Origin of the sequence: Bradyrhizobium sp. LA6.1 (genome assembly GCF_040547805.1) — a bacterium.
GTDB lineage: Bacteria > Pseudomonadota > Alphaproteobacteria > Rhizobiales > Xanthobacteraceae > Bradyrhizobium > Bradyrhizobium barranii.
Genome location: NZ_JBEPQK010000004.1, coordinates 109415 through 132528, shown reverse-complemented (window position 1 = coordinate 132528; position 23114 = coordinate 109415). Strand labels below are relative to the sequence as shown.

Here is a 23114-nt window from a genome sequence, read left to right as displayed (position 1 = left end):
AACTCCGGAATGGCGGGCCGCGATGACATTCCTGAAATGGACCGCCACCATCCTCGCGGCCGGCTACCTCGCCGGTCTCGTCCTGTTGTTTGCCAAACAGCGCGCCATGCTGTTTCCGATTCCGACGGCCGAGCGCACGGCGCCTGCCGCCGCGGGACTTCCAGACGCCGAAGAGCATGTCCTGACGACGTCTGACGGCGAGAAGGTCATCGTCTGGCACGTGCCGCCAAAGCCTGGCCGTGCCGTGGTGCTGTTCTTCCACGGCAACGGCGATTCTCTGGCCGGCCTTGCCGGCCACTTCAAGGCGATCACGGCTGACGGCACCGGTCTCGTCGCGCTGTCCTATCGCGGCTATTCGGGCTCCAGCGGCGCACCGGGCGAAGATGGCCTGCTGCGCGATGGCGCGGCCGCGTACGCGTTCGCGGTGGCGCGCTATGACGCCCGGCGCCTCGTCGCCTGGGGCTTCTCGCTCGGGACCGGCGTTGCGGTCGCCGTCGCCTCCGAACATCCGGTCGGGAAGCTGATCCTCGAGGCGCCCTATTCGTCGATCGCCGACGTCGCCGCCGCGCATTTCTGGTTCGCTCCGGTTCGCCTCCTGATCCGCGACCCCTTCCACTCGGATGAGCGCATCGCACGCGTCACGGCTCCGCTCCTGATCATGCATGGCGCGCAGGACCAGACCATCCCGATCGCATTCGGCGAGAAATTGTTTGCGCTGGCCCGCGAGCCGAAGCAGTTCGTGCGCATTCCCGGCGGCGGGCACGACGATCTCGGCAGCTTTGGCGCCATCGAGATCGCACGAAACTTCATCAATGGGTCCTGAGGGCTGACGGATGCGATCTTCTCGCGCATAATCGGTCTCCCATTTGAAGGAATCGCCCGCATGAGCGCACACGGACCGATGCCGCGGTCGTCCTGGATCTTCCCCGCTCTGGCGGTGCTGCTGTTCCTGATCGTGACCGCGACCGGCTACAGCTTTACGCTAACGGCGGGCGGAGCCCTGTTCGCGATCGTGCTCCTGGTGATCCTGTTCGGCACCGTGTTCGCGGCCGTTCATCATTCCGAGGTGATCGCGGAGCGCATCGGCGAGCCCTACGGCACGCTGCTGCTGACACTGGCGGTGACCATCATCGAGGTCGCACTGATCACCACGATCATGCTGGGCGACAAGCCGGCTCCGGAGCTCGCCCGCGATACCGTGTTCGCCGTCGTGATGATCGTCTGCAACGGCCTCGTCGGCCTCTGCGTCTTCATCGGCGGCATGCGCTATCGCGAGCAGGGCTTTCAGGTCTCGGGCGCCAACGTCTATCTCAGCGTGCTGATTGCGATGGCAACCATCACCCTGATCATGCCCAACTACACGCTGACGACGCCGGGCCCGATCTATTCGACGCTCCAGCTCGGCTTCGTCGATCTCGCAACGATCGTGCTCTACGGCGTGTTCCTCTACACCCAGATCGTCCTGCACAAGGACTACTTCGTCCACGAGAGGGCGGACGGCGAGGGCGGGGAGGCGCATTTGTCCGGCAGGATGCTGGTGCTGAGCATCGTGTTGCTGCTGATCTCGCTGCTGGCGGTTGTCCTCCTCGCCAAGAAGTTCTCGCTGGTGGTGGACGCGGTTGCGGTTCAGATCGGCGCTCCGCCAGCGTTCGCGGGCCTCCTCGTCGCCCTCCTGATCCTGATGCCGGAGGGCGTCTCGGCGATTGCGGCGGCGCGCAAGAACGACCTCCAGAAGAGCATCAACCTGGCGCTCGGGTCCTCGCTCGCAACCATCGGCCTGACCATTCCGGCGGTCGGGGTCGCCACCTACCTGCTCGACCAGCCGCTCGTGCTGGGCCTCAATCCCCAGAACACGGCCCTGCTGTTCCTGACATTCTTGTTGAGCATGCTGACTTTCGGCACCGGCAGGACCAATGTCCTGTTCGGGCTGGTCCATATGGTGGTATTTGCCGTCTACGTGTTCATGGTTTTCGTGCCGTAGAAGGAAATTCCCGATGCTTGCCGCCAAATCCGAGGTTCAGGTCGACAATGAGCAGGTCCGGGTGACCGAGTGGCGGCTCGCCCCGGGCAGCGCGACCGGGCACCACACCCACGGCATGGACTATGTGATTGTTCCCGTCGTCGCCGGCGAGATGACCATCGTGGCGCCCGGCGGCGAGCGTTCCAAGGCGCAGCTCGCGGCCGGAAAATCTTACTTTCGCAAGGCCGGCGTCCAACACGACGTACTTAACGAAACCTCAACCGAGATCGTGTTCCTTGAGATCGAGCTGAAGCCGTAAGGCGAGCGAACCCTTTGCCATCGATCCGTCGCAGTTGATCCCTTACAATGCCCCAAAGTTCCCGCATCTGATCGCGCGGGGAGTGGCCGAGAAATGCTGAAATACCTCGCTAAAATCTCGATGGATATTCTCCCCTCGGTGCTCGCGACGATCATCGGGGCGTACATCGTTAACCACTATATCAACGCCAAGCCGGCGGCCGATGCCCCCGCGGCCGTGGTGGCGCCTGCCGATGCCGACAAGAGCGGCAAGCCCTCCGATGTGGCCAACCTCCCGGCGCCCGGCGTCAAGGCCAAAGGCGTCCCCGAGAAGAGCGTGACCGACAAGGCGGCGGCCGAGAAGCCCGCCGACAAATCCGGCGAACACCCGGCCGAGACCAAGGCCGCGGACGTTGCTCCCGCCGAGACCAGCCCGCGCGGCCGCAACCCGGCGCGTGAGAAGGCGGCCGCCAAGTCCGCTCCGGCTGTCGCGGCTCCCGCCACCACCCCGGTGGTCGAGGCCAATTCGGCACCGGCGTCCCCGGCTGCGACCCCCGACGCCAACGATCTCGCGCGCGCCGCCATCGAGCGCCTGCGCAAGTCGCCTGAGGGCAAGGCCGCCGAGGCCAGATCTTCTGAAACCAAGTCTTCGGAAACCCGGCCGGCTGAAACCAAGTCGGCCGAGAGGTCGCCGGAGCCTGCGGTTCGGGAAGCCTCCCGCACCCCGGAAGCCCCGCGTGTCATTCCTGCGGAGCCGTCCGCGCTCCGTCCGCTGCCGCCGCCGATCACGGTGTCGACGCCTTCGTCCGAAGCCTATGGCAATGGCAGCGCGTCGCTGGTCAATCCGCCCTACACCGCCTCGATCGGCAACGACGATCCGAACCGGATGACGCCGCCGGCCGACATTCCGGTGCCGGTGATCGCGCCGCCACTTGACCTGCGTGCCGATGCCGGCGCGACCATGCCGCGGCCGAAGAAGACCAATGTCGCCGACGAGATGCTGTCGGGCATGAAGTCGATGTTCCACTCCGTCCTGCCGAAGAGCGCCACCCCCGATTAAGACGGTGGCTGAGAGCGTTTTCGCGCGAAGTGGACACCGCTTCGCGCGAAGAAAACGCGTCGAAACAAGAATCTCTAGGCGCGCTGTCAGCCGCCGACGCGGGCGAGGCCGCTGCGGGCGGTATCGTCGCGTGGACGTAGCGCGACCGCCTTGTTGTAGGACGTGGCCGCCTTGGCCTTGTCACCCAGCCGCTCATAGGCCTGTCCCCGCGCGGTCCATACCTGCGCGTTGTGCGGATCGACCTCTGAGGCCTCATCGAGATCGGCCGCCGCTTCCTTGACCTTGCCGATGGCGAGATAGCTGATGGCGCGGCCGAGCAACGGCTCGACCTTTTGCGGATTGAGCCCGTTGGCGGCGCTGAAATCGGCGATGGCGAAATTATGCTCGTTGTTGCCCTGATAGATCAGGGCGCGACCATAAAGTGCCTGTGCGTTGTAGGGATCGAGTGCGACGGCCCGGTTGAACTCGTCCAGCGCGCCAGCCGTCTCCCCCGCCTTTGCCAGGGTCTGGCCTTTTGCGGTGTGAGCCTGGGCCTCGCTGACATTGCCGGCGCTGACCGCGCTGTCGGCGACCGTCGCAGCCGCCTTGGGCGCCTCCTGCGGCTTCTCCTTCTCAGGCATCATGGAGCCGAGATCGAAGGAGCAGCCGCACAGCACGATCCCCATCAAGCCGAGCGCGAACGGCTGTCGCCAGATCTGGCGTAGCCGCGCCAAGCGGCGTGCGGGGAAAGGGGAGGCCATCTACGGTTCGCTCGCGCTGGTGCCGCATCGGTAGTGCCCCCGTCCCAGAGAAGGCACCGCTCACAAAACAATAACGCGGGCCAAGGGCCCGCGTCATCGAAAACTGAAGTCTTGGAAAACTGAAGTCTTGCAAGTCAGGCGGAATCAGCGCGGTCCGCGCGGACCTGCACCTGCACCCGGGCCGCTGCGGCCGCCACGATCACCGCCGGGACCGGCGCCGAACACCGGCTTCGGCTTCATCGGCAGCAGGCCTTCGCGCTGCAGCTTCTTGCGGGCCAGCTTGCGCGCGCGGCGCACGGCCTCAGCCTTTTCACGGGCCTTCTTCTCGGAGGGCTTCTCGTAGTGACCGCGGAGCTTCATCTCGCGGAAAATTCCCTCGCGCTGCATCTTCTTCTTCAGCGCCTTGAGGGCTTGATCGACATTGTTATCGCGAACGAGAACCTGCACGCGGCATCCTCTTCAGTGGATCGGATTTGAATTCTGGTAAGTCAAAGGGGATGGCGAAACGCACAAGCCCTTAACCTTGAGGGCGCGGATGTATCAGACAAAACCCGCGATGTCCACCTGCCAAGCAGGTTTTCGGGCCAAGTTCAGCCATTAAATAAGGCGAAAATACCTCCGTACGGCCCCGATTTGGGTGATTCGGCGCCAAGGGTGGGGCAGTTCCCGGAGCTTTGCTCCGGAAATTCCTGGAATTAGGGGAGACGTCACATGGATATGAAGAAATACGCTGCCGAGGCGATCGGCACATTCTGGCTCACATTCGCAGGCTGCGGCAGCGCGGTGATCGCCGCCGGCTTTCCGCAGGTCGGAATCGGCCTGGTCGGCGTGTCCCTTGCGTTCGGCTTAAGCGTCGTCACCATGGCCTATGCGATCGGGCACATCTCGGGCTGCCACCTCAACCCGGCCGTCACCGTCGGGCTTGCCGCCGGAGGACGTTTCCCGGCAGGACAGATCCTGCCTTACGTGATCGCGCAGGTCTGCGGCGCGATCGTCGCCGCCCAGCTGCTTTACATAATCGCCAGCGGTGCTCCCGGATTCGACGTCAGCAAGGGTTTCGCATCGAACGGCTACGACGCGCATTCGCCCGGCCAGTACAGCCTGATCGCCTGCTTCGTCACCGAGGTGGTGATGACCATGATGTTCCTGTTCGTCATCATGGGCGCCACCCATGGCCGCGCGCCCGCGGGCTTCGCTCCGCTCGCAATCGGGCTCGCGCTGGTGATGATCCATCTCGTCAGCATCCCCGTCACCAACACGTCGGTGAACCCGGCGCGCAGCACCGGGCCCGCGCTGTTCGTCGGCGGCTGGGCGCTGTCGCAGCTCTGGCTGTTCTGGGTCGCACCGCTGATCGGCGGCGCGCTGGGCGGGGTGCTCTATCGCTGGCTCAGCGAGGAACCCTCAGGCGTCGTCGCGGGCGTGAAGACGGCCTGATCGAAAGGCGGGATCGCGGCATGCGCCGCGGTCCTGCTACTTGCCCTTCGTCGGCCTGACTTCGGTGACGTGGCCCATCTTGCGGCCGGGGCGCGGTGCGCCCTTGCCGTAGATATGCACGGTCGCGCCCGGCACGCTCAGCCACTTCTCAAAATCGTTGATCTCGTCGCCGATCAGATTGGTCATGGTGACGACTTCGCCGTGGCGCACGGCCTTGCCGAGCGGCCAGCCGGCAATGGCGCGGATGTGCTGCTCGAACTGCGAGACCGAGGCGCCGTCGAGCGTCCAGTGTCCGGAATTGTGCACGCGCGGGGCGATCTCGTTGACCAGCACCTTCGGCCCGGTGCCGTTGGCGAGCACGAACATCTCGACCGCGAGCACGCCGACATAATCGAGCGCGCCGGCGATCTTGCCGGCGATGCTGCGCGCTTCTTCCGCGAGCGCATCCGGAATCTGTGCGGGCGCGCGGGATATCTTCAGAATGTGGTCGCGGTGCTCGTTCTCGGTGACGTCGAAGCACTCGACCTGGCCGGTCGCCGAGCGCGCGGCGATCACGGAGATCTCGCGCTCGTACGGGATGAAGGCTTCGAGGATCGCCGATTTGGTGGCGAGGCTGGTCCAGACCTTGGCGATGTCGTCGCCCTCGCGGATGATGGCCTGGCCCTTGCCGTCATAGCCGAAGCGGCGGGTTTTCAGCACCGCAGGGAGGCCGATCCGGACGATCGCCTCGCGCAGCGAGGAGACCGAGGTGACGTCGGCATAGGCTGCGGTGCCGATGCCGAGCCGCGTCACGAAATCCTTCTCGGCGAGCCGGTCCTGGGTGGTCTCGAGGATCTTGCGGTTGGGCAGCACCGGGCGGCGCGCGTCCAGCACCATCGCGGCGGCAGACGGCACGTTCTCGAATTCGTAGGTGATGACGTCGACATCGTTGGCGAACAGCTCGAGCGCTTCGACGTCGGCATATTCGGCGCAGGTCGCGTTCAGCACGACGTCGAAGGCGGGCGAGTCCGGATCGGGCGAGAATACCTGGCAGCGCAGGCCGAGCCGCGCCGCAGCCATGGCCAGCATCCGCCCCAATTGTCCGCCGCCGAGGATTCCGATGGTGTCGCCGGGCTTCAGCTTCACCTGCTTTGCGTCAGTCACGCCTTGTCCTCCGGGCGCTCCGCAACCGCCTCGGTCTGTGCCTTACGCCAGGCGGCGAGACGGTCGGCCAGGGCCGGGTCGGACAATGCGAGCACTGAAGCCGCAAGCAGCGCCGCGTTGATCGCGCCGGCCTTGCCGATGGCGAGGGTGCCGACCGGGATGCCCGCGGGCATCTGCACGATCGAATAGAGCGAATCGATGCCCTTGAGCGTCCTGGATTCGACGGGAACGCCGAACACGGGCAGTTCCGTCAGCGCCGCCGCCATGCCGGGCAGATGCGCAGCGCCGCCCGCGCCGGCGATGATGACCTTGTAGCCCGCCGCCTTGGCGCCCTTGGCGAATGCAAACAGCCGGTCGGGGGTGCGGTGTGCCGAAACGATGCGGGTATCGGCGGCAACGCCGAGCGCTGCGAGCGTGTCGGCGGCATGCCGCATCGTCTCCCAGTCCGACTGGCTTCCCATGATGATGGCGATCGGCGCGGTCATGACGTCAATTGTGCTCGGAAAACAGAAAGATAGGCCAGATTAACGGTTCCGGCCGGTGGCTCGCAAGGCGGTGGCAAGGAGAAGGGAATGCACTATCCTGTCTTGGTGAATCCCCGCAAGCCTTCATTGAGCAGGATGCCCATGAAGAAACCAAAAAGGGCGAGCGCTGCGAAGGCCAAAAAGGGCCGAAAGACCAGCGCCAGCCGCTCCAAAGCCGCCCCCAGGCGGCTGGCGAAGCGCTCGGCCAAGCCGGCGCGGCGCGGAGCGTCGGCCGCCGACGACACCAGGGCGACCATCCGCGGCTTGCGGAGCAAGCTCAAGGAGGCGGAGCGGCGGGTTGCGGAACTGGAAGCTGCGGCCGACACCGATTTCCTGCTCGAGATTCCGAACCGGCGCGGCTTCGAGCGCGAGCTCGCGCGCGCCATCGCCTACATGAAGCGCTACCGCGCCAGCGGCGCGCTGATCGTGCTCGACGTCGATCGCCTGAAGCCGATCAATGATTCCTTCGGCCATGCCGCCGGAGACGAGGTGCTCAAGGCGATTGCGGCCACCCTGACGCGGCAGGTCCGCGCCTCGGATGTGGTCGGCCGGCTTGGCGGCGACGAGTTCGCGCTGCTGCTCTGGAATCTCAGCGAGACCGACGCCAAGGCGAAGGCTGCGACCTTCGAGCAGGCGATCGACGAATTGTCGTTTACCTTTCGCGGTCAGCGCGTGACCGCGGGCGCCTCCGCAGGTGTCGCGCTGCTGGGGGCGCAGTCCGATGCAGGTCGCGCGCTGGAGGAGGCTGATGCCGCCATGTATGTGCGCAAGGCGCACCGGCGGCACGAGCCGCTGATCAGGCTGGTCAGCAACTAGGGCATGATCTTCGCGACAAATGCGGACCGCGTCGCGCGGAGATCATGCTCAAGCAACAACCCTTACAGCGTGGCCAGATCTTCCGGCACGTTGCCGAATTTGCGCAGCAGCGTGGCGTCGCCGAATTCGCCGGTCATGGGATCGCCGCTGCGGCTGAACGCAACCGCGCCGATATGGCCGGCACCGTGCGCCAGGATCTCGGCGCGCCGCAACGCGGCCGCCGAGCTCTGGCATTCCTCCGCGGCGCCGGCGACAGGCGATCCGTCGGCATCGATCAGGAAGGGCATTGCAACGTAGTAGGTCACATCCGACATGGCGTTGCTCCGATGTTGAACTCAGGCGGCGCTGCTGTTGCTCCGCACCTTGCTGCGTGCGGTCTCGGGAATGCAGCCGGCTGAAATCGCCGCCTGCAACTCTTCCAGCTCTGCTTCCAGATATTCGTTGGCCATGATCAGCGCCTTGATGGTGCTGCGCAGATTGCCGTCGCACATCGCGATCGCCTGGTCGCAGGCCTGTTCATAATGGCTGTTGTCGAGAAGGGCGGTTGCCGACATCTGCGTTGTCCTCGGGGGTTTCCTGGGCGTTTCCTGGGGCGGTGGGATGCCCAAATGTTCCTATTTTGTTCTTTTCGAGTCAAGCGGATTCGGATGCGGCGAGCTGCCACGAAAAGGGCCTCGCGGATCAGGCGATAATGTCCGGCGTGATCTGGTCTTCGATGAACGCGATACGGTCGCGCAACAACAGCTTGCGCTTCTTCAACCGTTGTAACCGCAACAGGTCGGGGGCAGGCGATTGATGCATCGCATCGATCGCGGCGTCGAGATCTCGGTGTTCTTGCTGCAACCGGGTGAGCTCGGCTTCGAGCTCACGCTCGTCTTCATTGGTCATGTTCGCGGTGGCCGAAAACCCGATGGGCGTGAGATTCAAGGCTGTGGATGCCCTGTGGAAATTATCGTCCTTGCGCGCCGTGATCGCAAGCGATCTCGGGCCGCCGCTCACCGAACTCTCGCAAGATATTTCGACGATTCGTTGCGGCGTTGCGCAAGCACATTGATATCATGGATTTTTCCAGCGTGGTTCCTTACTCACGATTCGTTACATATGAATTTTCAAAAATGACGCTGCGACGACGGATACATATCGACAGAACGAATCGGTGATGTACACTTGTTTGTCCGGATCGAATCCAAGGTTTCCCCCTACCGAGGAGGTTTCGAATGACAATTCAGGCACATCTGGTTGAATTGGAACGGAAGCACAAAACGCTCGAAAACGAATTGCACGAAGCTCTCGTGCACCTTTCAACAGACGACCTGCAAATTGTTGAGTTGAAGCGACGGAAGTTGATGGTCAAGGACCAGATCGAGCGTTTGAAGCACACCGGCGACACGCTCCACTAGTAACCCCTGTAACAGTGTAGAGTTGAACTTACCCTTTCATGCAGGGGTGAGAGCTATTGCGCTCATCCCTGCATGAAGGTGCGCAGCGTGCAAAGTTATTTGCGCGGCGCTTGGAGCCTTTCCGCTCCGATGGAAAATCCCCTAGATGCCTGCGAGCTCGGCGACGTGATCCGCGATCGCGAGCGATGACGTCAGTCCCGGCGATTCGATGCCGAACAGGTTGATCAGGCCTTCGACGCCGTGATCGCGCGGGCCCTGCATCAGAAAATCCTGCGTGGCCACCGCCGGCGGCACGATCTTCGGGCGAATGCCTGAATAGCTCGGCATCAGCGCGCCGTCGGGCAGCGTCGGCCAGTATCTCCGGATCGCCGGATAGAAGCGCTCGGCGCGTGATGGATCGACCTCGTAATTGATCGTCTCGATCCACTCGACGTCGGGGCCGAAGCGTGCCTGCCCGGCCATGTCCAGTGTCAGATGCACGCCGAGCCCGCCTGGCTCGGGCACCGGATAGATCAGGTGCGAGAACGGTGCCCTGGCGTTGCAGCTGAAATAGTTTCCCTTGGCGAGATAGGCCGGTGGAATCCGGTCGATCGGCATGCCGTCGATGTGGCGTGCGACCGTCGTCGCCGAGAGCCCGGCGGCGTTGACGAGCAGGCCGCATTGCAGCGTCATCGGCGCTTCGCCGCCGGCCTCGATCTCGATCACATCGCCGGCTGCCTTGGCGCGGACCAGCGGGGTGTGAAACGCAAAGGCCGCGCCGGCCGCCTCGGCCTCGCCGCGCAGCGAGAGCATGTAGGCGTGGCTGTCGATGATGCCGGTCGATGGCGAGAGCAGCGCGGCATCGCAGGCGAGCGCCGGCTCCAGCCCGCGTGCGGCCTCGCCCGTGAGCAGCTGCATGTCGAGCACGCCATTGGCCTCGGCATGCGCCTTGATCGATTGCAGCTTCTCGGTCTCCTTGGCGCTGGTCGCGACGATCAGCTTGCCGCAGTTCTTGTGCGGGATGCCGCGCTCGCCGCAGTAGCGGTACAGCTCATGCTTGCCGCTGACGCACATGCGCGCCATCCAGCTGCCGGCGCGGTAATAGATCCCGGCATGGATCACCTCGCTGTTGCGCGAGGAGGTGATGGTGCCGATGGCCTCGGCTTCCTCGAGCACGATCACCTCGCGCCCGGCCTGGGCAAGCTTTCGAGCCACCGCGAGCCCGACCACGCCGGCTCCGATGACGACGCAGTCGACCCTATCCATGGTTGTGCAGTGTATCCATTGAAAGCATCGGTGGCATCAGGCCTGAGAACCACGGCACCGGGCCGTTTTCCATTAAGGAAGCATTTATCATGTCAGGGCAATTGCCGTATTTGGCGTCACATTTTTCTGTTGCGCGTACAGGCGTTTACCCGATCCAAACCCGTGAAGCCAGACAATCCGACGTTGAAAGCGCGGGTGGCTGATGGCTGAGAAGAACTGGCACGTGGGCAGCACGCTTCCGATTGCTGTGCAGGCCGTCGTGTGCCTGGGCAGCGCGGTCGCGCCTGCGCGCGCCTTTGCGCTCTCGGACAGCTTCGCGCCGCCAGGCAAGCTCGATCCCAATTTGGTCTGGGAAGTGCTGATCGGCGGCATCGTCGTCTGTGCGTTCCTGGCCGCCATCGCGCTGTGGATCCATTCCTCGCTGCGCCGCACCAAGCGCTTGCAGCTGCGGCGCAACGCCTTCGTCTCCTCCGCCATGAACAATCTCAACCAGGGCGTGGTGATGACGGATGCGCAACGACGCATCATGTTCTGCAACGACCGCTATCTCGACATCTACGGCCTGGCGCGCTCGGATCTGTGGACCGGCATGACCGGCTACGACATCCTCGAGCTGCGCCGGCAGCGCGGGGTCCTCGCCGTCTCCGACGACGATTTCTACGAGAAGGCGGCGAGCCCCAACGGCCTGATCACCGAACTGCCCGATGGCCGCGCCATCCTGGTGAAATATTTCGTGTTGCCGAACGGCGGCTCGGTCGCGACGCATCTGGACGTCAGCGATCAGCGCAAGCTGTCACGGCAGCTCGCCTCCACCAAGCAATTCCTGGAAACCGTGCTGGACCACGTGCCGGCCTGCGTCGCCGCGAAGAACATCGAGGACGGTCGCTACATCTTCGCCAACAGCGCCTATGAACGGTTCTGGGGGTTCTCGCGCGACCACGCCGTCGGCAAGAATGCGCGTGAGCTGTTCGCGCCCATCTCGGCGGCCAGCATCGAGGCGGCCGACAAGGCGGCACTGAATTCGCCGGACGGCCAGTTCCGCAATGAATTCGAGGTCGACCGCGCCGGTGAACGGCGCATGGTTGCCTCGATCCGGATCGTGGTCCGCGACGAGAGCAACAAGCCCGAATTCCTGATGCTCGTGTTCGAGGATATCACCGACCGCCGCTCGCTGTCGCAGGAGCTGGAGAGCACGAAGAAGTTCCTGGAGCTCGTGGTCGACAACATTCCGGTGGCGTTGATCGTGGAGCAGGTCAAGGACGGCCGCTACCTGCTCGCCAATCGCAGCGCGGAGACGATCCTCAACCGCCGGCGCGAAGAGGCCACGGGCCTGACCGCCTCCGACATCTTCAATCCCAAGGAAGCCAAGCTGATCATCGCGCGCGACGAGGCCGCGATCAAGAAGCGCGGGATGATTACCGAGGAGCACCCGATCTCCACCAAGGACGGCCTGCGGCTGTTCCTGACCCGGCGGGCGACCGTGCTCAGCGATGCCGGCGAGCCGCAATATCTGATCAAGACCCACGAAGACGTCACCGACCGCCGGCAGACCGAGTCGCGCATGGCGCACATGGCCTATCACGACGGCCTGACCGATCTGCCGAACCGCGCCGCCTTCCTCCAGGCGCTGACCCAGATGATCGAGGCCTGCGAAGGCGCCAGCGAGGAGTTCGCCGTGCTCTGCCTCGACCTCGACGGCCTCAAGGAGGTCAACGACGTCTTCGGTCATGCGCTCGGCGACAAGCTGTTGATCGAGGTGGCCCAGCGGCTTCAGGATTCCGCGCGCGGCGGCGTGGTGGCGCGCCTGTCCGGCGACGAGTTCGGCCTCATCATCGACGGCAAGCAGCCGGAGGCGGGCCTTGCGCTGGCGCAGCAGCTCGGCGAGGCCGTTGCCCAGGAATTTCAGATCGACGGCCGGGCGGTCCGCGCCGGCGTCACCACCGGCATGTCGATCTTCCCGCATAATGGTGCCGACGGCGCATCGCTGCTGGCCAATGCCGGCGCGGCGCTGTTCCGCGCCAAGCAGAAGTCGCGCGGCACGATCGGCCTTTACCAGCCGGAGATGGACCAGCAGATCCGCGACCGCCGCGTGCTGCACCAGGACCTGTCGAAAGCGATCAAGAACGGCGAATTGTCGCTCGCGTTCCAGCCGCAGGGCATCGCGCGCCACAGCGTCGCCGAGAGCGAGATCATCGGCTTCGAAGCGCTGGCGCGCTGGCAGCATCCGGTGCGCGGCCAGGTCTCGCCGGCCGAGTTCATCCCGATCGCGGAGGAGAGCGGCCTGATCGTCGAGATGGGCGAGTGGATCCTGCGCGAGGCCTGCCGCGAGGCGGCGTCCTGGCCGAAGCCGCTCCAGGTCGCGGTCAATTTGTCGCCGGCGCAGTTCATGCACGGCGACGTGGTCGGGCTGGTCCATTCGATCCTGATCGAGACGGGCCTGGCACCCGGCCGGCTCGAGCTGGAAATCACCGAAGGCGTGCTGATCGAGGACTTTGACCGGGGTCTTGCACTGCTGCGCCGGCTGAAGGCGCTCGGCGTGCGCATCTCCATGGATGATTTCGGCAGCGGTTACTCTTCGCTGAGCTATCTCCAGGCGTTCCCGTTCGACAAGATCAAGATCGATCGCGCCTTCATCATGAATCTCGGCCGCAACCCGCAATCGGCGGCTATCGTCCGCGCCGTGATCGATCTCGGCCACGGCCTCGAAATGTCGATCATCGCCGAGGGCGTCGAGACCCTCGATCAGCTCGTCTTTCTTGCCAAGGAGGGCTGCGACGGCGTGCAGGGCTATCTGCTCGGCAAGCCGCTGCCGATCGGCAAATATGCCGGCCTCGTCGGCCGCGCCGAGACCATGGAGCTTGCGCTCAAGACCGGCTAGAGCGTTATCGAGCCAAGCGGATACCGGTTCGCGCAAAGAAAACGCGTCAAAACAAGAATCCAAAGCCTCGTTCCGATTTCATCGGAATGGAAATGGCTCTAGTGATGGCGGGCGCTAGCTCCCATTCGACGGCTTCATGGCGGATTACGACCTTGCGATCATCGGCGGCGGCCTGAACGGTGTCAGCCTCGCCCGCGATGCGGCCGGCCGCGGCCTGCGGGTCATTCTGCTGGAGCAGGGCGATCTCGGCGGCGCGGCGTCATCCGCGACGCCGCGGCTGATCCATGGCGATCTGTCGGTGCTGGAACGCCGCGGTTTTTGGCGGGTGCGCCGGGCGTTGGCCGAGCGCCGGACGTGGCTTGCCATCGCGCCGCATCTGGTCCGGCCGATGCGCTTCGTGATCCCGGCCCATTCCGAGGAGCGTCCCCCCTGGCTGCTGCGCGCCGGCTTGTACCTCTATGACGGCCTCACCGGTCGGAGCGGCCTGCCTGCCGCGACGACCCTCGACATCACGCATCATCCGGTCGGCAACGCGCTGAAGCGCCCGTTCGGCACGGCTTTCGAATATTCGGACTGCGTCGTCGATGATTCCCGCCTGGTGGTGCTGACGGCGCTGGACGCCGCCGAACGCGGCGCTGCGATCCGGACCGGGGCGCGCTGTGTCCGCGCCGATCGAACCGACACATGGCGCCTCGCGGTGGTCGATCGTGGCCATCGCCGCGTGGTCACGGCCCGGGCGCTGGCCAATGCCACCGGCGGCTGGACGTCGATCGTCGCAGAGACCGTGCTGCGCCAGCCGCAGCCTGCCATGGCGGCCATGCAGATGAGCCAGATCATCGTGCCGCGGCTGTTCGAGTCCGATAACGTCTACGTCTTCCAGAACAGCGATGGGCGGCTGATCTTCGCGAGCCCCTTTGAGCGCGATTTCGCGCTGATCGGCACGGTCACTCGTGATTTCACTGGTGATCCCGCGATCGTGGCGATGCCTGGGGCTGACGTCAGCTATCTCTGCGAGGCCGCCAGCCGCTATTTCCGCGAGCGCGTCGCGCCCACCGACGTGGTGCGCGCGGTCTCCGGCGTCAACCTGACGCTGGCGTCCGTGCGACGGCGCGACGGGACGACGCTGTTCCACGCGCGCCGGCGCAAGGCGCCGCTGATCACGATGTTCGGCGGCGACGTCACCACCGCACGCCTGCGCGCCGAGCGGGCGGTGACGAGGCTGACGCCGTTCTATCCGATGTCGCCGTCCTGGACGGCCGGCGCCGCGTTGCCCGGCGGAGATTTTGCCTGGGATCGTTTCGACACCGAAGTTGACCTCGCCCGCGACCGCTGGCGCTTTCTCGGGGAGACGCAGGCCCACCGCCTGGTTGCGGCCTATGGCTCGCGCTTGCCGGCCGTGCTCGGCGAGGCGAAGGCCCGCGACGAGCTCGGCCCCGCCTTCGGTCCCGAACTGACCGGCGCCGAAGTGCGCTATCTGATGACCCGCGAATGGGCGCGTTTTCCCGAGGATATTCTGTGGCGGCGCTCGAAGCTCGGCCTGACGATGCCCGCGGCGGACCGTGACGCGCTGGCCGTGTTCATGGCGGGTGTGAGCTAGTGGCGTAGCCCGGATGGAGCGAAGCGCAATCCGGGAAAGTCTCACCACCGATGGACCGTCCCGGATTACGCTTGCGCTCCATCCGGGCTACGGGACTGCAGTGGAAGTCACCCCCGAACCGGTTGAGCTGGGGACGATCGGCCGCTAGCGTGCGGCGGAATCGGGGTTGGCAGGGACCATGACGGACGAATTGCCCAAGATAGACGCCGGCGCGGAAGCGCTTCCCGCGGCGGGGCAGCCGCTGCTGCGCATCGAGGGCGTCGCCAAGACATTCGGGACGTTCCGGGCCGTGGACGGCGTGTCGCTCGACATCAAGGCCGGCGAGTTCTTTGCGCTGCTCGGGCCCAGCGGCTGCGGCAAGACCACGCTGCTGCGCATGCTCGCCGGGTTCGAGGCGCCGGACGAGGGGCGCATCCTGCTCGGCGGCCGGGACATCGCGCAGGCGCTGCCGCATGAACGCCCGATCAACATGATGTTCCAGAACTACGCGCTGTTTCCGCATCTCTCCGTGCGCGACAACATCGCCTTCGGCCTGAAGCGGGCCGGCATGGCGCGTGCCGACATCGCCACGCGCGTGGCCGAAATGGTTGCGCTGGTGAAGCTCGAGGGGCTGGAGAAGCGCAGGCCCGACCAGCTCTCCGGCGGTCAGCGTCAGCGCGTGGCGCTGGCGCGTGCATTGGCGCGCCGGCCGCAGCTTCTGCTGCTCGATGAGCCCCTCGCGGCGCTCGACAAGAAGCTGCGCGAGAGTACGCAGGGCGAGCTGATGGAGCTGCAGCGCCGGCTCGGCATGACCTTCATCATCGTCACCCACGATCAGGAGGAAGCCATGACCATGGCAAGCCGGATCGGCGTGATGAAGGCCGGGAAGCTCGCCCAGGTCGCGAGCCCCCGCGAACTCTATGAAGCGCCGCGCTCGCGCTGGATCGCGGAGTTCGTCGGCGACATCAATCTGTTCGACGGCGAGTCCAAATTGCGCGACGGTCATCGTCTGATCATCGGCACGCGTGATGCGGGTGCGCTGGTGGTGGCCGAGCCGCGCGAAGGCGTCGGCGCGGGAAAATTGTCGGTCGCGATCCGGCCCGAGAAGGTCAAGCTGTCGCGCCGCGGCCCGGAGAGCGAGGCCGGTCGTGAGACGGCGATCAACAGCCTGGACGGCGTGGTCGCCGACATCTGCTATCTCGGCGGCACCACCACCTACAAGGTGAAGCTCGATGCCGGCGGAATCGTGCAGGCGTCGGTCCCCAACAGCGCGCGACTCGACGTCGACGCCTACAGCCTGAACCAGCGTGTCGTCGCCTGGTTCACGCCCGACGACTGCGTGGTGCTGCAATCATGAGCTCGCGCCGCATCTTCGCAAGGCCCGCGCGCTTTGCCGCGATCGCGCCCTATGTCTGGATGCTGCTGTTCTTCCTGGTGCCGTTCGGCTTCGTACTCAAGATCAGCCTGTCGCAGACGGCGATCGCGCAGCCGCCCTACGAGCCGGTGTTCGACCTGATGGCGGGATGGGAGGCGCTCAAGGCAGCGTTCGCCGCGCTGTCGATCGACAATTTCAAGCTGCTCGCCTCAGACGACATCTACGTGTTCGCCTATGTGCGCAGCCTCACCGTCGCCGTCACCGCGACTGCGCTGTTGCTCGTGATCGGCTATCCCATCGCCTACGGCATGGCGCGGTTGCCGAAGCGCTGGCAGGCGGTGGCGATGGTGCTGGTGATAGTGCCGTTCTGGACCTCGTTCCTGATCCGCATCTATGCCTGGATCAACATCCTCCAGCATGACGGCCTGCTGAACCAGATCCTGCTCGCGCTGCATCTGGTCAGCCAGCCGGTGGTGTGGCTCTCGACCGACACCGCGATGTATATCGGCATCGTCTATTCCTATCTGCCGTTCATGATCCTGCCGCTCTACGCCACGCTCGCGAAAATGGAGCCGGTGCTGGAGGAGGCGGCCTCTGATCTCGGCGCGCCGCCCTGGCAGGTGTTCTGGCTCGTCACCTTTCCGCTGTCGCTGCCCGGCGTCGGGGCCGGCGTGCTGCTGTGCTTCATCCCCATCGTGGGCGAGTTCGTGATCCCGGACCTTCTGGCCGGCTCCAATTCGCTGATGATCGGCCAGACCCTGTGGCTCGAATTCTTCACCAACAAGGACTGGCCGGTGGCTTCCGCCGCGGCGATCGTGCTGCTGGTGGTGCTGCTGGTGCCGCTGCTGCTGTACGAACGGCTGCAGAAGCGGCAGCTGGAACAGGGGCGCTGAAGCGATGCGCAAGGTCTCCCGCCTGTCCCGCTTCAACATCGCCTCGCTCGCATTGGGCCTGGCATTCCTCTATTTGCCGATCCTCATCCTCGTCATCTACTCCTTCAATGCCTCGCGGCTGGTGACGGTGTGGGGCGGCTGGTCGCTGCGCTGGTACCACGAGTTCTTCAATGACCGCGCCATGATCGAGGCGGCCTGGATGAGCCTGCGGGTCGCGGTCTCCTCCGCGACCATCGCCACGCTGCTCGGCACGCTCGCAGCCGTTGCGCTGTCGCGCGGCGAGCGCTTTCGCGGCCGCACGCTGTTCTCGGGCATGCTCTACGCGCCGCTGGTGATGCCGGAGGTGATCACCGGATTGTCGCTACTGCTGCTGTTCGTCGCGCTCAACGCCGAGCGCGGCTTCTGGACGGTGACGATCGCCCACACCACGCTGACGATGTGCTTCGTCGCGGTGGTCGTGCAGTCCCGCCTCGGCTCGCTCGACCGTTCGCTGGAGGAGGCGGCGATGGACCTCGGCTGCAACCCGGTTCGCGCGTTCGTCGCCGTGACGCTGCCGCTGATCGCGCCCGCGATCGCGGCGGGCTGGATGCTGGCCTTCACGCTGTCGCTCGACGATCTCGTGATCGCGAGTTTCACCACCGGCCCAGGCTCGGCGACGCTGCCGATCCGGATCTACTCGGAGGTGCGGCTTGGCGTGAAGCCCGAGATCAACGCGATCTGCACGCTGGTGATCGCCCTGATCGCGGTGGTCATCGTCATCGCCTCGCTTGCCTCGAAACTCTCGAGCTCGCAGGGCGAGAGCGCGGCGCCGCTGTAGGCGAGGAGCAATCATGACATTCGCCTACCAGATCCTGATCCACACGCCGGTCTGGGTCTGGATGCTGCTCGCTTTTCTGGTGTGGCAGGGCGTCAAGGCGATGCAGCCGCGCACGACGCCGATCTGGCGCGCGCTGATCGTGCCGGTCGTCTTCATCGTCTGGGGGATTTCGCGACTCGGCTTCGGCCACCAAGACAGCGTTTCGCCGCTGGTCGCATGGATCGCGGCCGCGCTGGCGCTGCTGCCGCTCGGTGTGCTGACGCCGCGCCCGTTCGACGTCGATCACACGACCGGGCAGATCATCCGTCCGGGCAGTCCATTTGGTCTGGTCCGCAACCTCATTGTCTTCGCCTCGCAATATGCGGTCGGCGTGATTTCGGCGATCGATGCGGGCGATCGCGCGCTGGCGATCGTCGCCGGCCGCGCCATCTCGGGCGCGACCGCCGGCTACTTCATCGGCTCGACGATCGCCCTGCTGGTCGCGTATCGACGAAAGAGCGCGGAGAGATGATCAGCGTGAGCGCGTTGCGCGTTTCGCGGCCTTGGTGCCCGTAGAACGCGATTGCGCCGCGGAGGCCGCGATGGGCCCCGCATATCGCGCGCGTATCGCGCCCTGGACAGCGGATCCGAGCTGCCGCAGCGCGAGGCTGTCGAGCGGAAACTCGAGCAGGATGTGAATCAGGCTCAGCGCCAGCAGGAAGGTGAAGCCGAAAGCGTAGTCGTAGAAGTACAGCGCGGTGGAGGCGGCGCTTGCGGCGGCCATCGCCGCCAGCCGCGCCTTGGGCACCTCAGTCCAGCGGATGATGTCGGCTTTGATGAACCAGTTGAGGTAGTGGTAGGTGTAGACGAAGGCGAGCAGGCTCGTCAGCCGGGTGTCGAGGACGAGGCCGGGGACTCCGAACAGCCGGCCCAGCGCCGGACCGACATTGCCGAAATAGTCCTGTCCGACCCGGGCAAAGCTCGGGATCCGGATTTCGGCCGTTGGCGGCAGCAACAGGATCATGGCGACCGCAAGCAGATAGACGACCACCAGCGCAGCCTGCACGCGGCTGCCCGACCGGTGCGCGCCGAGCACCATGAAGATCAGCGTGAACAGCGAGACGTGGATCAGGGTCGGGATCAGGATGCCGATGACTGCAAGCGACGATCCGCTCGAATACATGATCGCGGACAGGACGATCGCCACCATGAACAGCAGCATGCTCTCGATCGCGGAGGTCGTGGCTGCCAGCATGGCGCAGACGACCAGCGCGCCCCACATCGCAAGGCCGAACCATGAGGCGTTGTCGATCAGCGCCGCGACCACGGCGATGATCGCGAGGACCGCCGCGATCCCGCGATGGGGCAGATAATAGCTGCGATCGTGCAGCCACGAGATCTCGGTGAAGTAGTGCGCCGGGCCGAGCACGACATAGGCCAGCAGCAGCAGCTCGAACGGCACCAGATAGGACGCCGCGAACGCCAGCAGCATCAGGCCGAGATGGATCGCGTCGTTGCCGCGCATGGTGACGTGCCCCGTGACAGGGCTGCGAGGTTAGAGCAGGCGTGGACAACCCGCAATTGTCCACGTCGTCGCTCGAACGCCCTGCTTGCGGCGACGCGATGCGTCCCGGAGCGCTTTCGAGCGAAGTGGATACCGGTTCGCGTAATGAAAACGCGTCAAAGCAAGAATCGAGAGCCCCGTTCCGATTCCATCGGAACGAGGCTCTCGATTGTCAGGACTTCACCGCGCCTGCCGTGAGCCCGCCCACCATGTAGCGGCGGAAGGCGTAATAGACCGCGGCCGGCGGCAGCGCGTAAATGAAGCCGGTGGTCATCAACAGCTCCCAGGGCGAATCGTCGGCGGCGAGGAAGTTGCCGAGCGCGACGGGGAGGGTGATCTCGCGGTCGTTGGACAGAAGCAGGAACGCGTAGAGATATTCGTTCCAGGCGAGCAGCACTGCATAGGTGCCGATCGCGACCAGCGAGGGCATCATCAGCGGCAGGTAGACCAGGCGGAAGATCTGGAGCGTCGTGGCGCCGTCCATCACCGCGGCTTCATCCAGCTCGACCGGCAGCTTGTCGGAGGCCTGCTTGAGCACCCAGATCGCGTAGGGGCTGGCGATCGTCACCATGGCCAGGATCAGCGACCAGTGATTGTTGAGCAGGCCGTAATTGCCCATGGTGCGGTACATCGGCACGGCGAGGAACGCCGCGGGGATGAAATAGGTGAAGAGCGCGAGGTTCAACACGGTGCGGCCGCCCGGCACCTTTAATCGCGAGATCGCGAACGCCGCGGCGGTGGCGATGAACAGCGTCATCACGCCGACGGAGACTGCGATCACCGTCGAGTTCCAGAACTGGATGTAGAAGTCGCGCAGGAAGTAGTGCTGCTGCTTGAACACGATCTCGAAGTTGTGGAGCGTCGGATGATCCGGCCACAGCTTGCCCGAGAACGCGTCCTCCTTCGGGGAGATCGCGAACAGGAACATGTGGTAGATCGGAATCATCGTCCACAGGAAGACAGGAATACCGATCAGCAGCAGCCGCGCTTCGATCGCGACGTCGCGCCAGGAAAATTCGCTTACGCCGGGAAGCTTCATCGCGACAACCGTTTCATCATAAAGTACACGAGCGGCAGGACGAACGGCATCGCGCAGACGATGGAGGCCATCGCGAGCGAGAGCTGGTCGAGCCGGAGATAGCGGATACCGAGCGTCGCCAGCACGTGCGTGAGGTCAGCCGGGCCACCGCCGGTGAGCAGATAGACGCTGTTGAAATCGCCGAGCGTCCAGATCATCGAGAGCAGTGTGCAGGTGATGTAGAGCGTCTGCATCGACGGCCAGGTGATGTAGCGGAATTTCTGCCACCAGCTCGCACCATCGACCTCGGCGGCCTCGAACAGATCGTGCGCGATCGCAAGGCGTCCGGTGATCAGGATCAGCGTCCAGAACGGCAGTGATTTCCAGATGTGCACGCCGATCGCCATGCTCAGCGCCACGGTCGGGTCGTTCAGCCAGTTCGGGCCGTCATCGCCGGTGAGGGAGAAGATGAGGTGGTTGACCACGCCCCATTCGGGATTGAACATGAAGCGCACAGACAGGATGGTCGGGATCGAAGGCACCGCCCAGGGCAGGATGAAGATCACCGAGAGCCATTTGATCCAGGTGCGCTGCTGCGCGAAGAAGCCGGACAGGAACAACGCGATCAGCATCTTGATGTTGATGCCGATGACCAGGAAGATCAGCGTGTTGACCGCGGCGCGCGCGAAGATCGGATCGTGAAACAGCGCGACATAATTCGACGGGGCCCGCGCCAGCCACAGCCCGTAGCAGACGGGATAGACGACGAAGGCGAGGAAAACGAGCAGATAGGGCGCGAGCAGCACGATGCCCCAGACCTGCGCCGGGGTCAGCCGCGACGACAAGGGCGGAGCGGGCATCGACTGATCGCCAGAGAGCGTAATCGCCATTCTTCAGGACTCTTTGAAAGGACTTCCGGCCGCACGAGGCGGCCGGTATTAGCGTTTCGCCTCTCCCCGCGCCAGCGGGGAGAGGAAGAAAGAAGATTTAGCCTGCAACCTGCTTGATGCGGACGATCAGCTCGTCGACGGCCTTGTCGACCGGGACCTTTTCGCTGACGACCCGGTTCATCGCCTTGGCCCAGACGTTCTCGTTGTTGAGGATCGTGAACTTCCAGTTCTTGGTGAAGTCGAACGCGGCGGTGCCGCCGGTGAACTGGGCGTAGACCGCCTTGCGATGCTTGTCGGCCTGCCAGAACGGGCTGGCCTGGCTTTCCTTCGTCACCGGGAACCAGCGGCCGAGCGCGCCCTCGATATAGGGACGAACATTCTCTTCCTGGAGCAGGAAGCTGATGAACTGCTTGGCCTCGGCCTTGTTCTTGGCCGCGGTGAACACCAGCCCGGTCTTGACGTCGGAGCGGTAGCGGATAGTCGAACCGTCGGGCGCCTTCGGGAAGGACGCCGTGACGATGTCCTGCTCATAGGCCTTCTTGCCGGCGTCGCGCTGCTCCTGCGTGAGCGCCTGGTTCTGCGAGTCCTCGAACCACTTCGCCGCGATCGAGATCGTGAAGTTGTGGGTCATCACGATGGTCTTGTTGTGGAAGGCGACGTTGTTGTCGGGGTCCTTCCAGGTTGTGGAAGAGGGCGGCGTGCAGCCCTTGATATAGGTGTCGGTATAATCCTTCAGCGCGCTGATCAGATTCTCGCGCACCTTGGGATCATCGACCAGGAGCTTGCCGTCGTCGTCGACCAGCTTGACGTGGTAGGCGTCCATGAAGGTGTAGAACGACTGGAAGGCGTCGGTGGATTCAACGCCCATCGGCTGGCCGACGCCGTAGATGCGCTGGCCGGTGGCTTTACGGATACCCGGCTGCACCTTGTCGCACCAGAACGTCCAGTAGCCCGCCCAGTCGGTCGGGATGTCGGCGAGCTTGAAGCCGGCCTTCTCCAACATGTCGTTCCAGATCTCGACATGCATGCTCTGCTGCTTCAGCGGGAAGCCGTAATAGGCCTTCTTCTTGGTGACGTCGTTATAGAGGATCGACGCATCCAGCGTGTTCTGCACGAACCGGCCCTTGATCGGCTCCATGACGTCCGTGAGGTCCTCGAGCTTGCCCTCATAGGCCCACTTGCCCTGCGCCTGCACGTCGTAGGAATCGGAATAGGCGACATCGGGCACGGTGCCGGCATCGAGCGCGGCGACCGTCTTCGGAATCATGTCCTGGATCGCGTACTGCGACAATTCGACCTTGATGCCGGTCTTGGCTTCGAACTTCTTGATCGTCTCGATCAGTGCGTCGTCTTCGGACCGATAGAAGCCCTTGCCCCACCAGACCGTGATCGTTTTCTGCTGCGCAAAGGCGGGTGCAGTGGCCGCAAAAAGCCCAACCGCAGCGACCGCCAATGAAACTGCGCCAATAACCTTGGATCTCACGTTTTTCTCCCTCAAACGGCCG

Annotated in this window: 25 protein-coding genes; 13 read left to right on the top strand and 12 right to left on the bottom strand. The window is 64.7% G+C overall.

What is annotated here, in order from left to right; all coding sequences use genetic code 11:
• The first annotated feature begins 22 nt into the window (after positions 1-22).
• The 4 genes from ABIB99_RS11210 (at position 23) to ABIB99_RS11195 (ending at position 3317) form a co-directional block, all read left to right on the top strand.
• On the top strand, positions 23-823 hold the full coding sequence (locus ABIB99_RS11210; protein WP_135216416.1) for an alpha/beta hydrolase: 801 nt from the start codon (positions 23-25) through the stop codon (positions 821-823).
• Between the two features lie 60 nt (positions 824-883).
• On the top strand, positions 884-1981 hold the full coding sequence (locus ABIB99_RS11205) for a calcium:cation antiporter (RefSeq protein WP_354175826.1): 1098 nt from the start codon (positions 884-886) through the stop codon (positions 1979-1981).
• 13 nt (positions 1982-1994) lie between these two features.
• Positions 1995-2279: a cupin domain-containing protein gene (locus ABIB99_RS11200; RefSeq protein ID WP_014492439.1), complete on the top strand. Its 285-nt coding sequence runs from the start codon at positions 1995-1997 to the stop codon at positions 2277-2279.
• A 93-nt stretch (positions 2280-2372) separates the two neighbouring features.
• Positions 2373-3317 (top strand): hypothetical protein, encoded by a 945-nt coding sequence (locus ABIB99_RS11195; RefSeq protein ID WP_354175825.1) that lies wholly within the window; start codon positions 2373-2375, stop codon positions 3315-3317.
• Positions 3318-3403: 86 nt separating this feature from the next.
• Here the strand turns inward: ABIB99_RS11195 and ABIB99_RS11190 are convergent, their stop codons facing one another.
• A complete protein-coding gene (locus tag ABIB99_RS11190; protein WP_354175824.1) occupies positions 3404-4057 on the bottom strand; it encodes a tetratricopeptide repeat protein in 654 nt (217 codons plus the stop codon).
• 144 nt (positions 4058-4201) lie between these two features.
• On the bottom strand, positions 4202-4504 hold the full coding sequence (gene rpsU / locus ABIB99_RS11185; RefSeq protein WP_071909764.1) for a 30S ribosomal protein S21: 303 nt from the start codon (positions 4502-4504) through the stop codon (positions 4202-4204).
• A gap of 264 nt (positions 4505-4768) precedes the next feature.
• Between rpsU and aqpZ the strand changes: the two genes are divergently transcribed.
• Entirely contained in the window at positions 4769-5491 is a 723-nt protein-coding gene (gene aqpZ / locus ABIB99_RS11180) for an aquaporin Z (RefSeq protein ID WP_063981124.1), read from the top strand.
• Between the two features lie 36 nt (positions 5492-5527).
• Here aqpZ and ABIB99_RS11175 read toward each other — a convergent pair whose 3' ends face one another.
• Together ABIB99_RS11175 and purE are read right to left on the bottom strand one after the other, a co-directional pair.
• Positions 5528-6634: a 5-(carboxyamino)imidazole ribonucleotide synthase gene (locus ABIB99_RS11175; RefSeq protein WP_354175821.1), complete on the bottom strand. Its 1107-nt coding sequence runs from the start codon at positions 6632-6634 to the stop codon at positions 5528-5530.
• Positions 6631-7119 carry a 5-(carboxyamino)imidazole ribonucleotide mutase gene (gene purE / locus ABIB99_RS11170; protein ID WP_354120079.1) on the bottom strand — a complete coding sequence of 163 codons (489 nt, stop codon included), beginning with the start codon at positions 7117-7119 and terminating at the stop codon, positions 6631-6633. The genes ABIB99_RS11175 and purE overlap by 4 nt, the downstream gene beginning before the upstream one ends.
• Before the next feature lie 141 nt (positions 7120-7260).
• Here purE and ABIB99_RS11165 point away from each other — a divergent pair, with 141 nt between their 5' ends.
• Positions 7261-7974: a GGDEF domain-containing protein gene (locus ABIB99_RS11165; RefSeq protein WP_354175820.1), complete on the top strand. Its 714-nt coding sequence runs from the start codon at positions 7261-7263 to the stop codon at positions 7972-7974.
• A 62-nt stretch (positions 7975-8036) separates the two neighbouring features.
• Here ABIB99_RS11165 and ABIB99_RS11160 read toward each other — a convergent pair whose 3' ends face one another.
• The 3 genes from ABIB99_RS11160 to ABIB99_RS11150 form a co-directional block, all read right to left on the bottom strand.
• Positions 8037-8288: a hypothetical protein gene (locus ABIB99_RS11160; protein ID WP_063981128.1), complete on the bottom strand. Its 252-nt coding sequence runs from the start codon at positions 8286-8288 to the stop codon at positions 8037-8039.
• 21 nt (positions 8289-8309) lie between these two features.
• On the bottom strand, positions 8310-8528 hold the full coding sequence (locus tag ABIB99_RS11155) for a hypothetical protein (protein ID WP_014492449.1): 219 nt from the start codon (positions 8526-8528) through the stop codon (positions 8310-8312).
• 127 nt (positions 8529-8655) lie between these two features.
• Positions 8656-8862: a YdcH family protein gene (locus ABIB99_RS11150; RefSeq protein ID WP_063986093.1), complete on the bottom strand. Its 207-nt coding sequence runs from the start codon at positions 8860-8862 to the stop codon at positions 8656-8658.
• A 329-nt stretch (positions 8863-9191) separates the two neighbouring features.
• Between ABIB99_RS11150 and ABIB99_RS11145 the strand changes: the two genes are divergently transcribed.
• A complete protein-coding gene (locus tag ABIB99_RS11145) occupies positions 9192-9374 on the top strand; it encodes a YdcH family protein (RefSeq protein WP_008131172.1) in 183 nt (60 codons plus the stop codon).
• A gap of 141 nt (positions 9375-9515) precedes the next feature.
• Here ABIB99_RS11145 and ABIB99_RS11140 read toward each other — a convergent pair whose 3' ends face one another.
• Positions 9516-10619 (bottom strand): NAD(P)/FAD-dependent oxidoreductase, encoded by a 1104-nt coding sequence (locus ABIB99_RS11140; RefSeq protein ID WP_354175818.1) that lies wholly within the window; start codon positions 10617-10619, stop codon positions 9516-9518.
• Between the two features lie 202 nt (positions 10620-10821).
• Here ABIB99_RS11140 and ABIB99_RS11135 point away from each other — a divergent pair, with 202 nt between their 5' ends.
• From ABIB99_RS11135 to ABIB99_RS11110, 6 genes are all read left to right on the top strand, one after another.
• A complete protein-coding gene (locus tag ABIB99_RS11135; RefSeq protein ID WP_354175816.1) occupies positions 10822-13497 on the top strand; it encodes a sensor domain-containing protein in 2676 nt (891 codons plus the stop codon).
• A gap of 136 nt (positions 13498-13633) precedes the next feature.
• A complete protein-coding gene (locus ABIB99_RS11130; protein WP_354175815.1) occupies positions 13634-15094 on the top strand; it encodes a glycerol-3-phosphate dehydrogenase in 1461 nt (486 codons plus the stop codon).
• A gap of 178 nt (positions 15095-15272) precedes the next feature.
• Positions 15273-16430, top strand: coding sequence for an ABC transporter ATP-binding protein (locus ABIB99_RS11125; RefSeq protein ID WP_354175813.1), 1158 nt, complete (start codon positions 15273-15275; stop codon positions 16428-16430).
• A complete protein-coding gene (locus ABIB99_RS11120) occupies positions 16427-17341 on the top strand; it encodes an ABC transporter permease (RefSeq protein ID WP_166344395.1) in 915 nt (304 codons plus the stop codon). Before ABIB99_RS11125 ends, ABIB99_RS11120 begins: the two co-directional genes overlap by 4 nt.
• Before the next feature lie 4 nt (positions 17342-17345).
• Positions 17346-18158 carry an ABC transporter permease gene (locus tag ABIB99_RS11115; protein ID WP_354175811.1) on the top strand — a complete coding sequence of 271 codons (813 nt, stop codon included), beginning with the start codon at positions 17346-17348 and terminating at the stop codon, positions 18156-18158.
• Between the two features lie 13 nt (positions 18159-18171).
• Positions 18172-18669 carry a DUF6622 family protein gene (locus ABIB99_RS11110; RefSeq protein ID WP_354175810.1) on the top strand — a complete coding sequence of 166 codons (498 nt, stop codon included), beginning with the start codon at positions 18172-18174 and terminating at the stop codon, positions 18667-18669.
• Here ABIB99_RS11110 and ABIB99_RS11105 read toward each other — a convergent pair whose 3' ends face one another.
• The 4 genes from ABIB99_RS11105 to ABIB99_RS11090 all read right to left on the bottom strand — a co-directional run bounded on the left by ABIB99_RS11105 (position 18670) and on the right by ABIB99_RS11090 (position 23092).
• Complete coding sequence (locus ABIB99_RS11105) at positions 18670-19662, bottom strand: hypothetical protein (RefSeq protein ID WP_354175808.1); 993 nt, start codon at positions 19660-19662, stop codon at positions 18670-18672.
• 211 nt (positions 19663-19873) lie between these two features.
• On the bottom strand, positions 19874-20740 hold the full coding sequence (locus ABIB99_RS11100) for a carbohydrate ABC transporter permease (protein WP_354175806.1): 867 nt from the start codon (positions 20738-20740) through the stop codon (positions 19874-19876).
• A complete protein-coding gene (locus tag ABIB99_RS11095; protein WP_063981138.1) occupies positions 20737-21609 on the bottom strand; it encodes a carbohydrate ABC transporter permease in 873 nt (290 codons plus the stop codon). The genes ABIB99_RS11100 and ABIB99_RS11095 overlap by 4 nt, the downstream gene beginning before the upstream one ends.
• A 97-nt stretch (positions 21610-21706) precedes the next feature.
• Positions 21707-23092, bottom strand: coding sequence for an ABC transporter substrate-binding protein (locus ABIB99_RS11090; protein WP_071909773.1), 1386 nt, complete (start codon positions 23090-23092; stop codon positions 21707-21709).
• Between the last annotated feature and the right edge of the window lie 22 nt (positions 23093-23114).

Excerpts from the sequence above, each read along its gene's own strand:
- ABIB99_RS11210 (WP_135216416.1), top strand. The coding sequence starts at position 23 with ATGACATTCCTGAAATGGACCGCCACCATCCTCGCGGCCGGCTACCTC.
- ABIB99_RS11205 (WP_354175826.1), top strand. The coding sequence starts at position 884 with ATGAGCGCACACGGACCGATGCCGCGGTCGTCCTGGATCTTCCCCGCT.
- ABIB99_RS11200 (WP_014492439.1), top strand. The coding sequence starts at position 1,995 with ATGCTTGCCGCCAAATCCGAGGTTCAGGTCGACAATGAGCAGGTCCGG.
- ABIB99_RS11195 (WP_354175825.1), top strand. The coding sequence starts at position 2,373 with ATGCTGAAATACCTCGCTAAAATCTCGATGGATATTCTCCCCTCGGTG.
- ABIB99_RS11190 (WP_354175824.1), bottom strand. The coding sequence starts at position 4,057 with ATGGCCTCCCCTTTCCCCGCACGCCGCTTGGCGCGGCTACGCCAGATC.
- aqpZ (WP_063981124.1), top strand. The coding sequence starts at position 4,769 with ATGGATATGAAGAAATACGCTGCCGAGGCGATCGGCACATTCTGGCTC.
- purE (WP_354120079.1), bottom strand. The coding sequence starts at position 7,119 with ATGACCGCGCCGATCGCCATCATCATGGGAAGCCAGTCGGACTGGGAG.
- ABIB99_RS11165 (WP_354175820.1), top strand. The coding sequence starts at position 7,261 with ATGAAGAAACCAAAAAGGGCGAGCGCTGCGAAGGCCAAAAAGGGCCGA.
- ABIB99_RS11160 (WP_063981128.1), bottom strand. The coding sequence starts at position 8,288 with ATGTCGGATGTGACCTACTACGTTGCAATGCCCTTCCTGATCGATGCC.
- ABIB99_RS11155 (WP_014492449.1), bottom strand. The coding sequence starts at position 8,528 with ATGTCGGCAACCGCCCTTCTCGACAACAGCCATTATGAACAGGCCTGC.
- ABIB99_RS11150 (WP_063986093.1), bottom strand. The coding sequence starts at position 8,862 with ATGACCAATGAAGACGAGCGTGAGCTCGAAGCCGAGCTCACCCGGTTG.
- ABIB99_RS11145 (WP_008131172.1), top strand. The coding sequence starts at position 9,192 with ATGACAATTCAGGCACATCTGGTTGAATTGGAACGGAAGCACAAAACG.
- ABIB99_RS11140 (WP_354175818.1), bottom strand. The coding sequence starts at position 10,619 with ATGGATAGGGTCGACTGCGTCGTCATCGGAGCCGGCGTGGTCGGGCTC.
- ABIB99_RS11135 (WP_354175816.1), top strand. The coding sequence starts at position 10,822 with ATGGCTGAGAAGAACTGGCACGTGGGCAGCACGCTTCCGATTGCTGTG.
- ABIB99_RS11130 (WP_354175815.1), top strand. The coding sequence starts at position 13,634 with ATGGCGGATTACGACCTTGCGATCATCGGCGGCGGCCTGAACGGTGTC.
- ABIB99_RS11125 (WP_354175813.1), top strand. The coding sequence starts at position 15,273 with ATGACGGACGAATTGCCCAAGATAGACGCCGGCGCGGAAGCGCTTCCC.
- ABIB99_RS11120 (WP_166344395.1), top strand. The coding sequence starts at position 16,427 with ATGAGCTCGCGCCGCATCTTCGCAAGGCCCGCGCGCTTTGCCGCGATC.
- ABIB99_RS11115 (WP_354175811.1), top strand. The coding sequence starts at position 17,346 with ATGCGCAAGGTCTCCCGCCTGTCCCGCTTCAACATCGCCTCGCTCGCA.
- ABIB99_RS11110 (WP_354175810.1), top strand. The coding sequence starts at position 18,172 with ATGACATTCGCCTACCAGATCCTGATCCACACGCCGGTCTGGGTCTGG.
- ABIB99_RS11105 (WP_354175808.1), bottom strand. The coding sequence starts at position 19,662 with ATGCGCGGCAACGACGCGATCCATCTCGGCCTGATGCTGCTGGCGTTC.
- ABIB99_RS11100 (WP_354175806.1), bottom strand. The coding sequence starts at position 20,740 with ATGAAGCTTCCCGGCGTAAGCGAATTTTCCTGGCGCGACGTCGCGATC.
- ABIB99_RS11095 (WP_063981138.1), bottom strand. The coding sequence starts at position 21,609 with ATGGCGATTACGCTCTCTGGCGATCAGTCGATGCCCGCTCCGCCCTTG.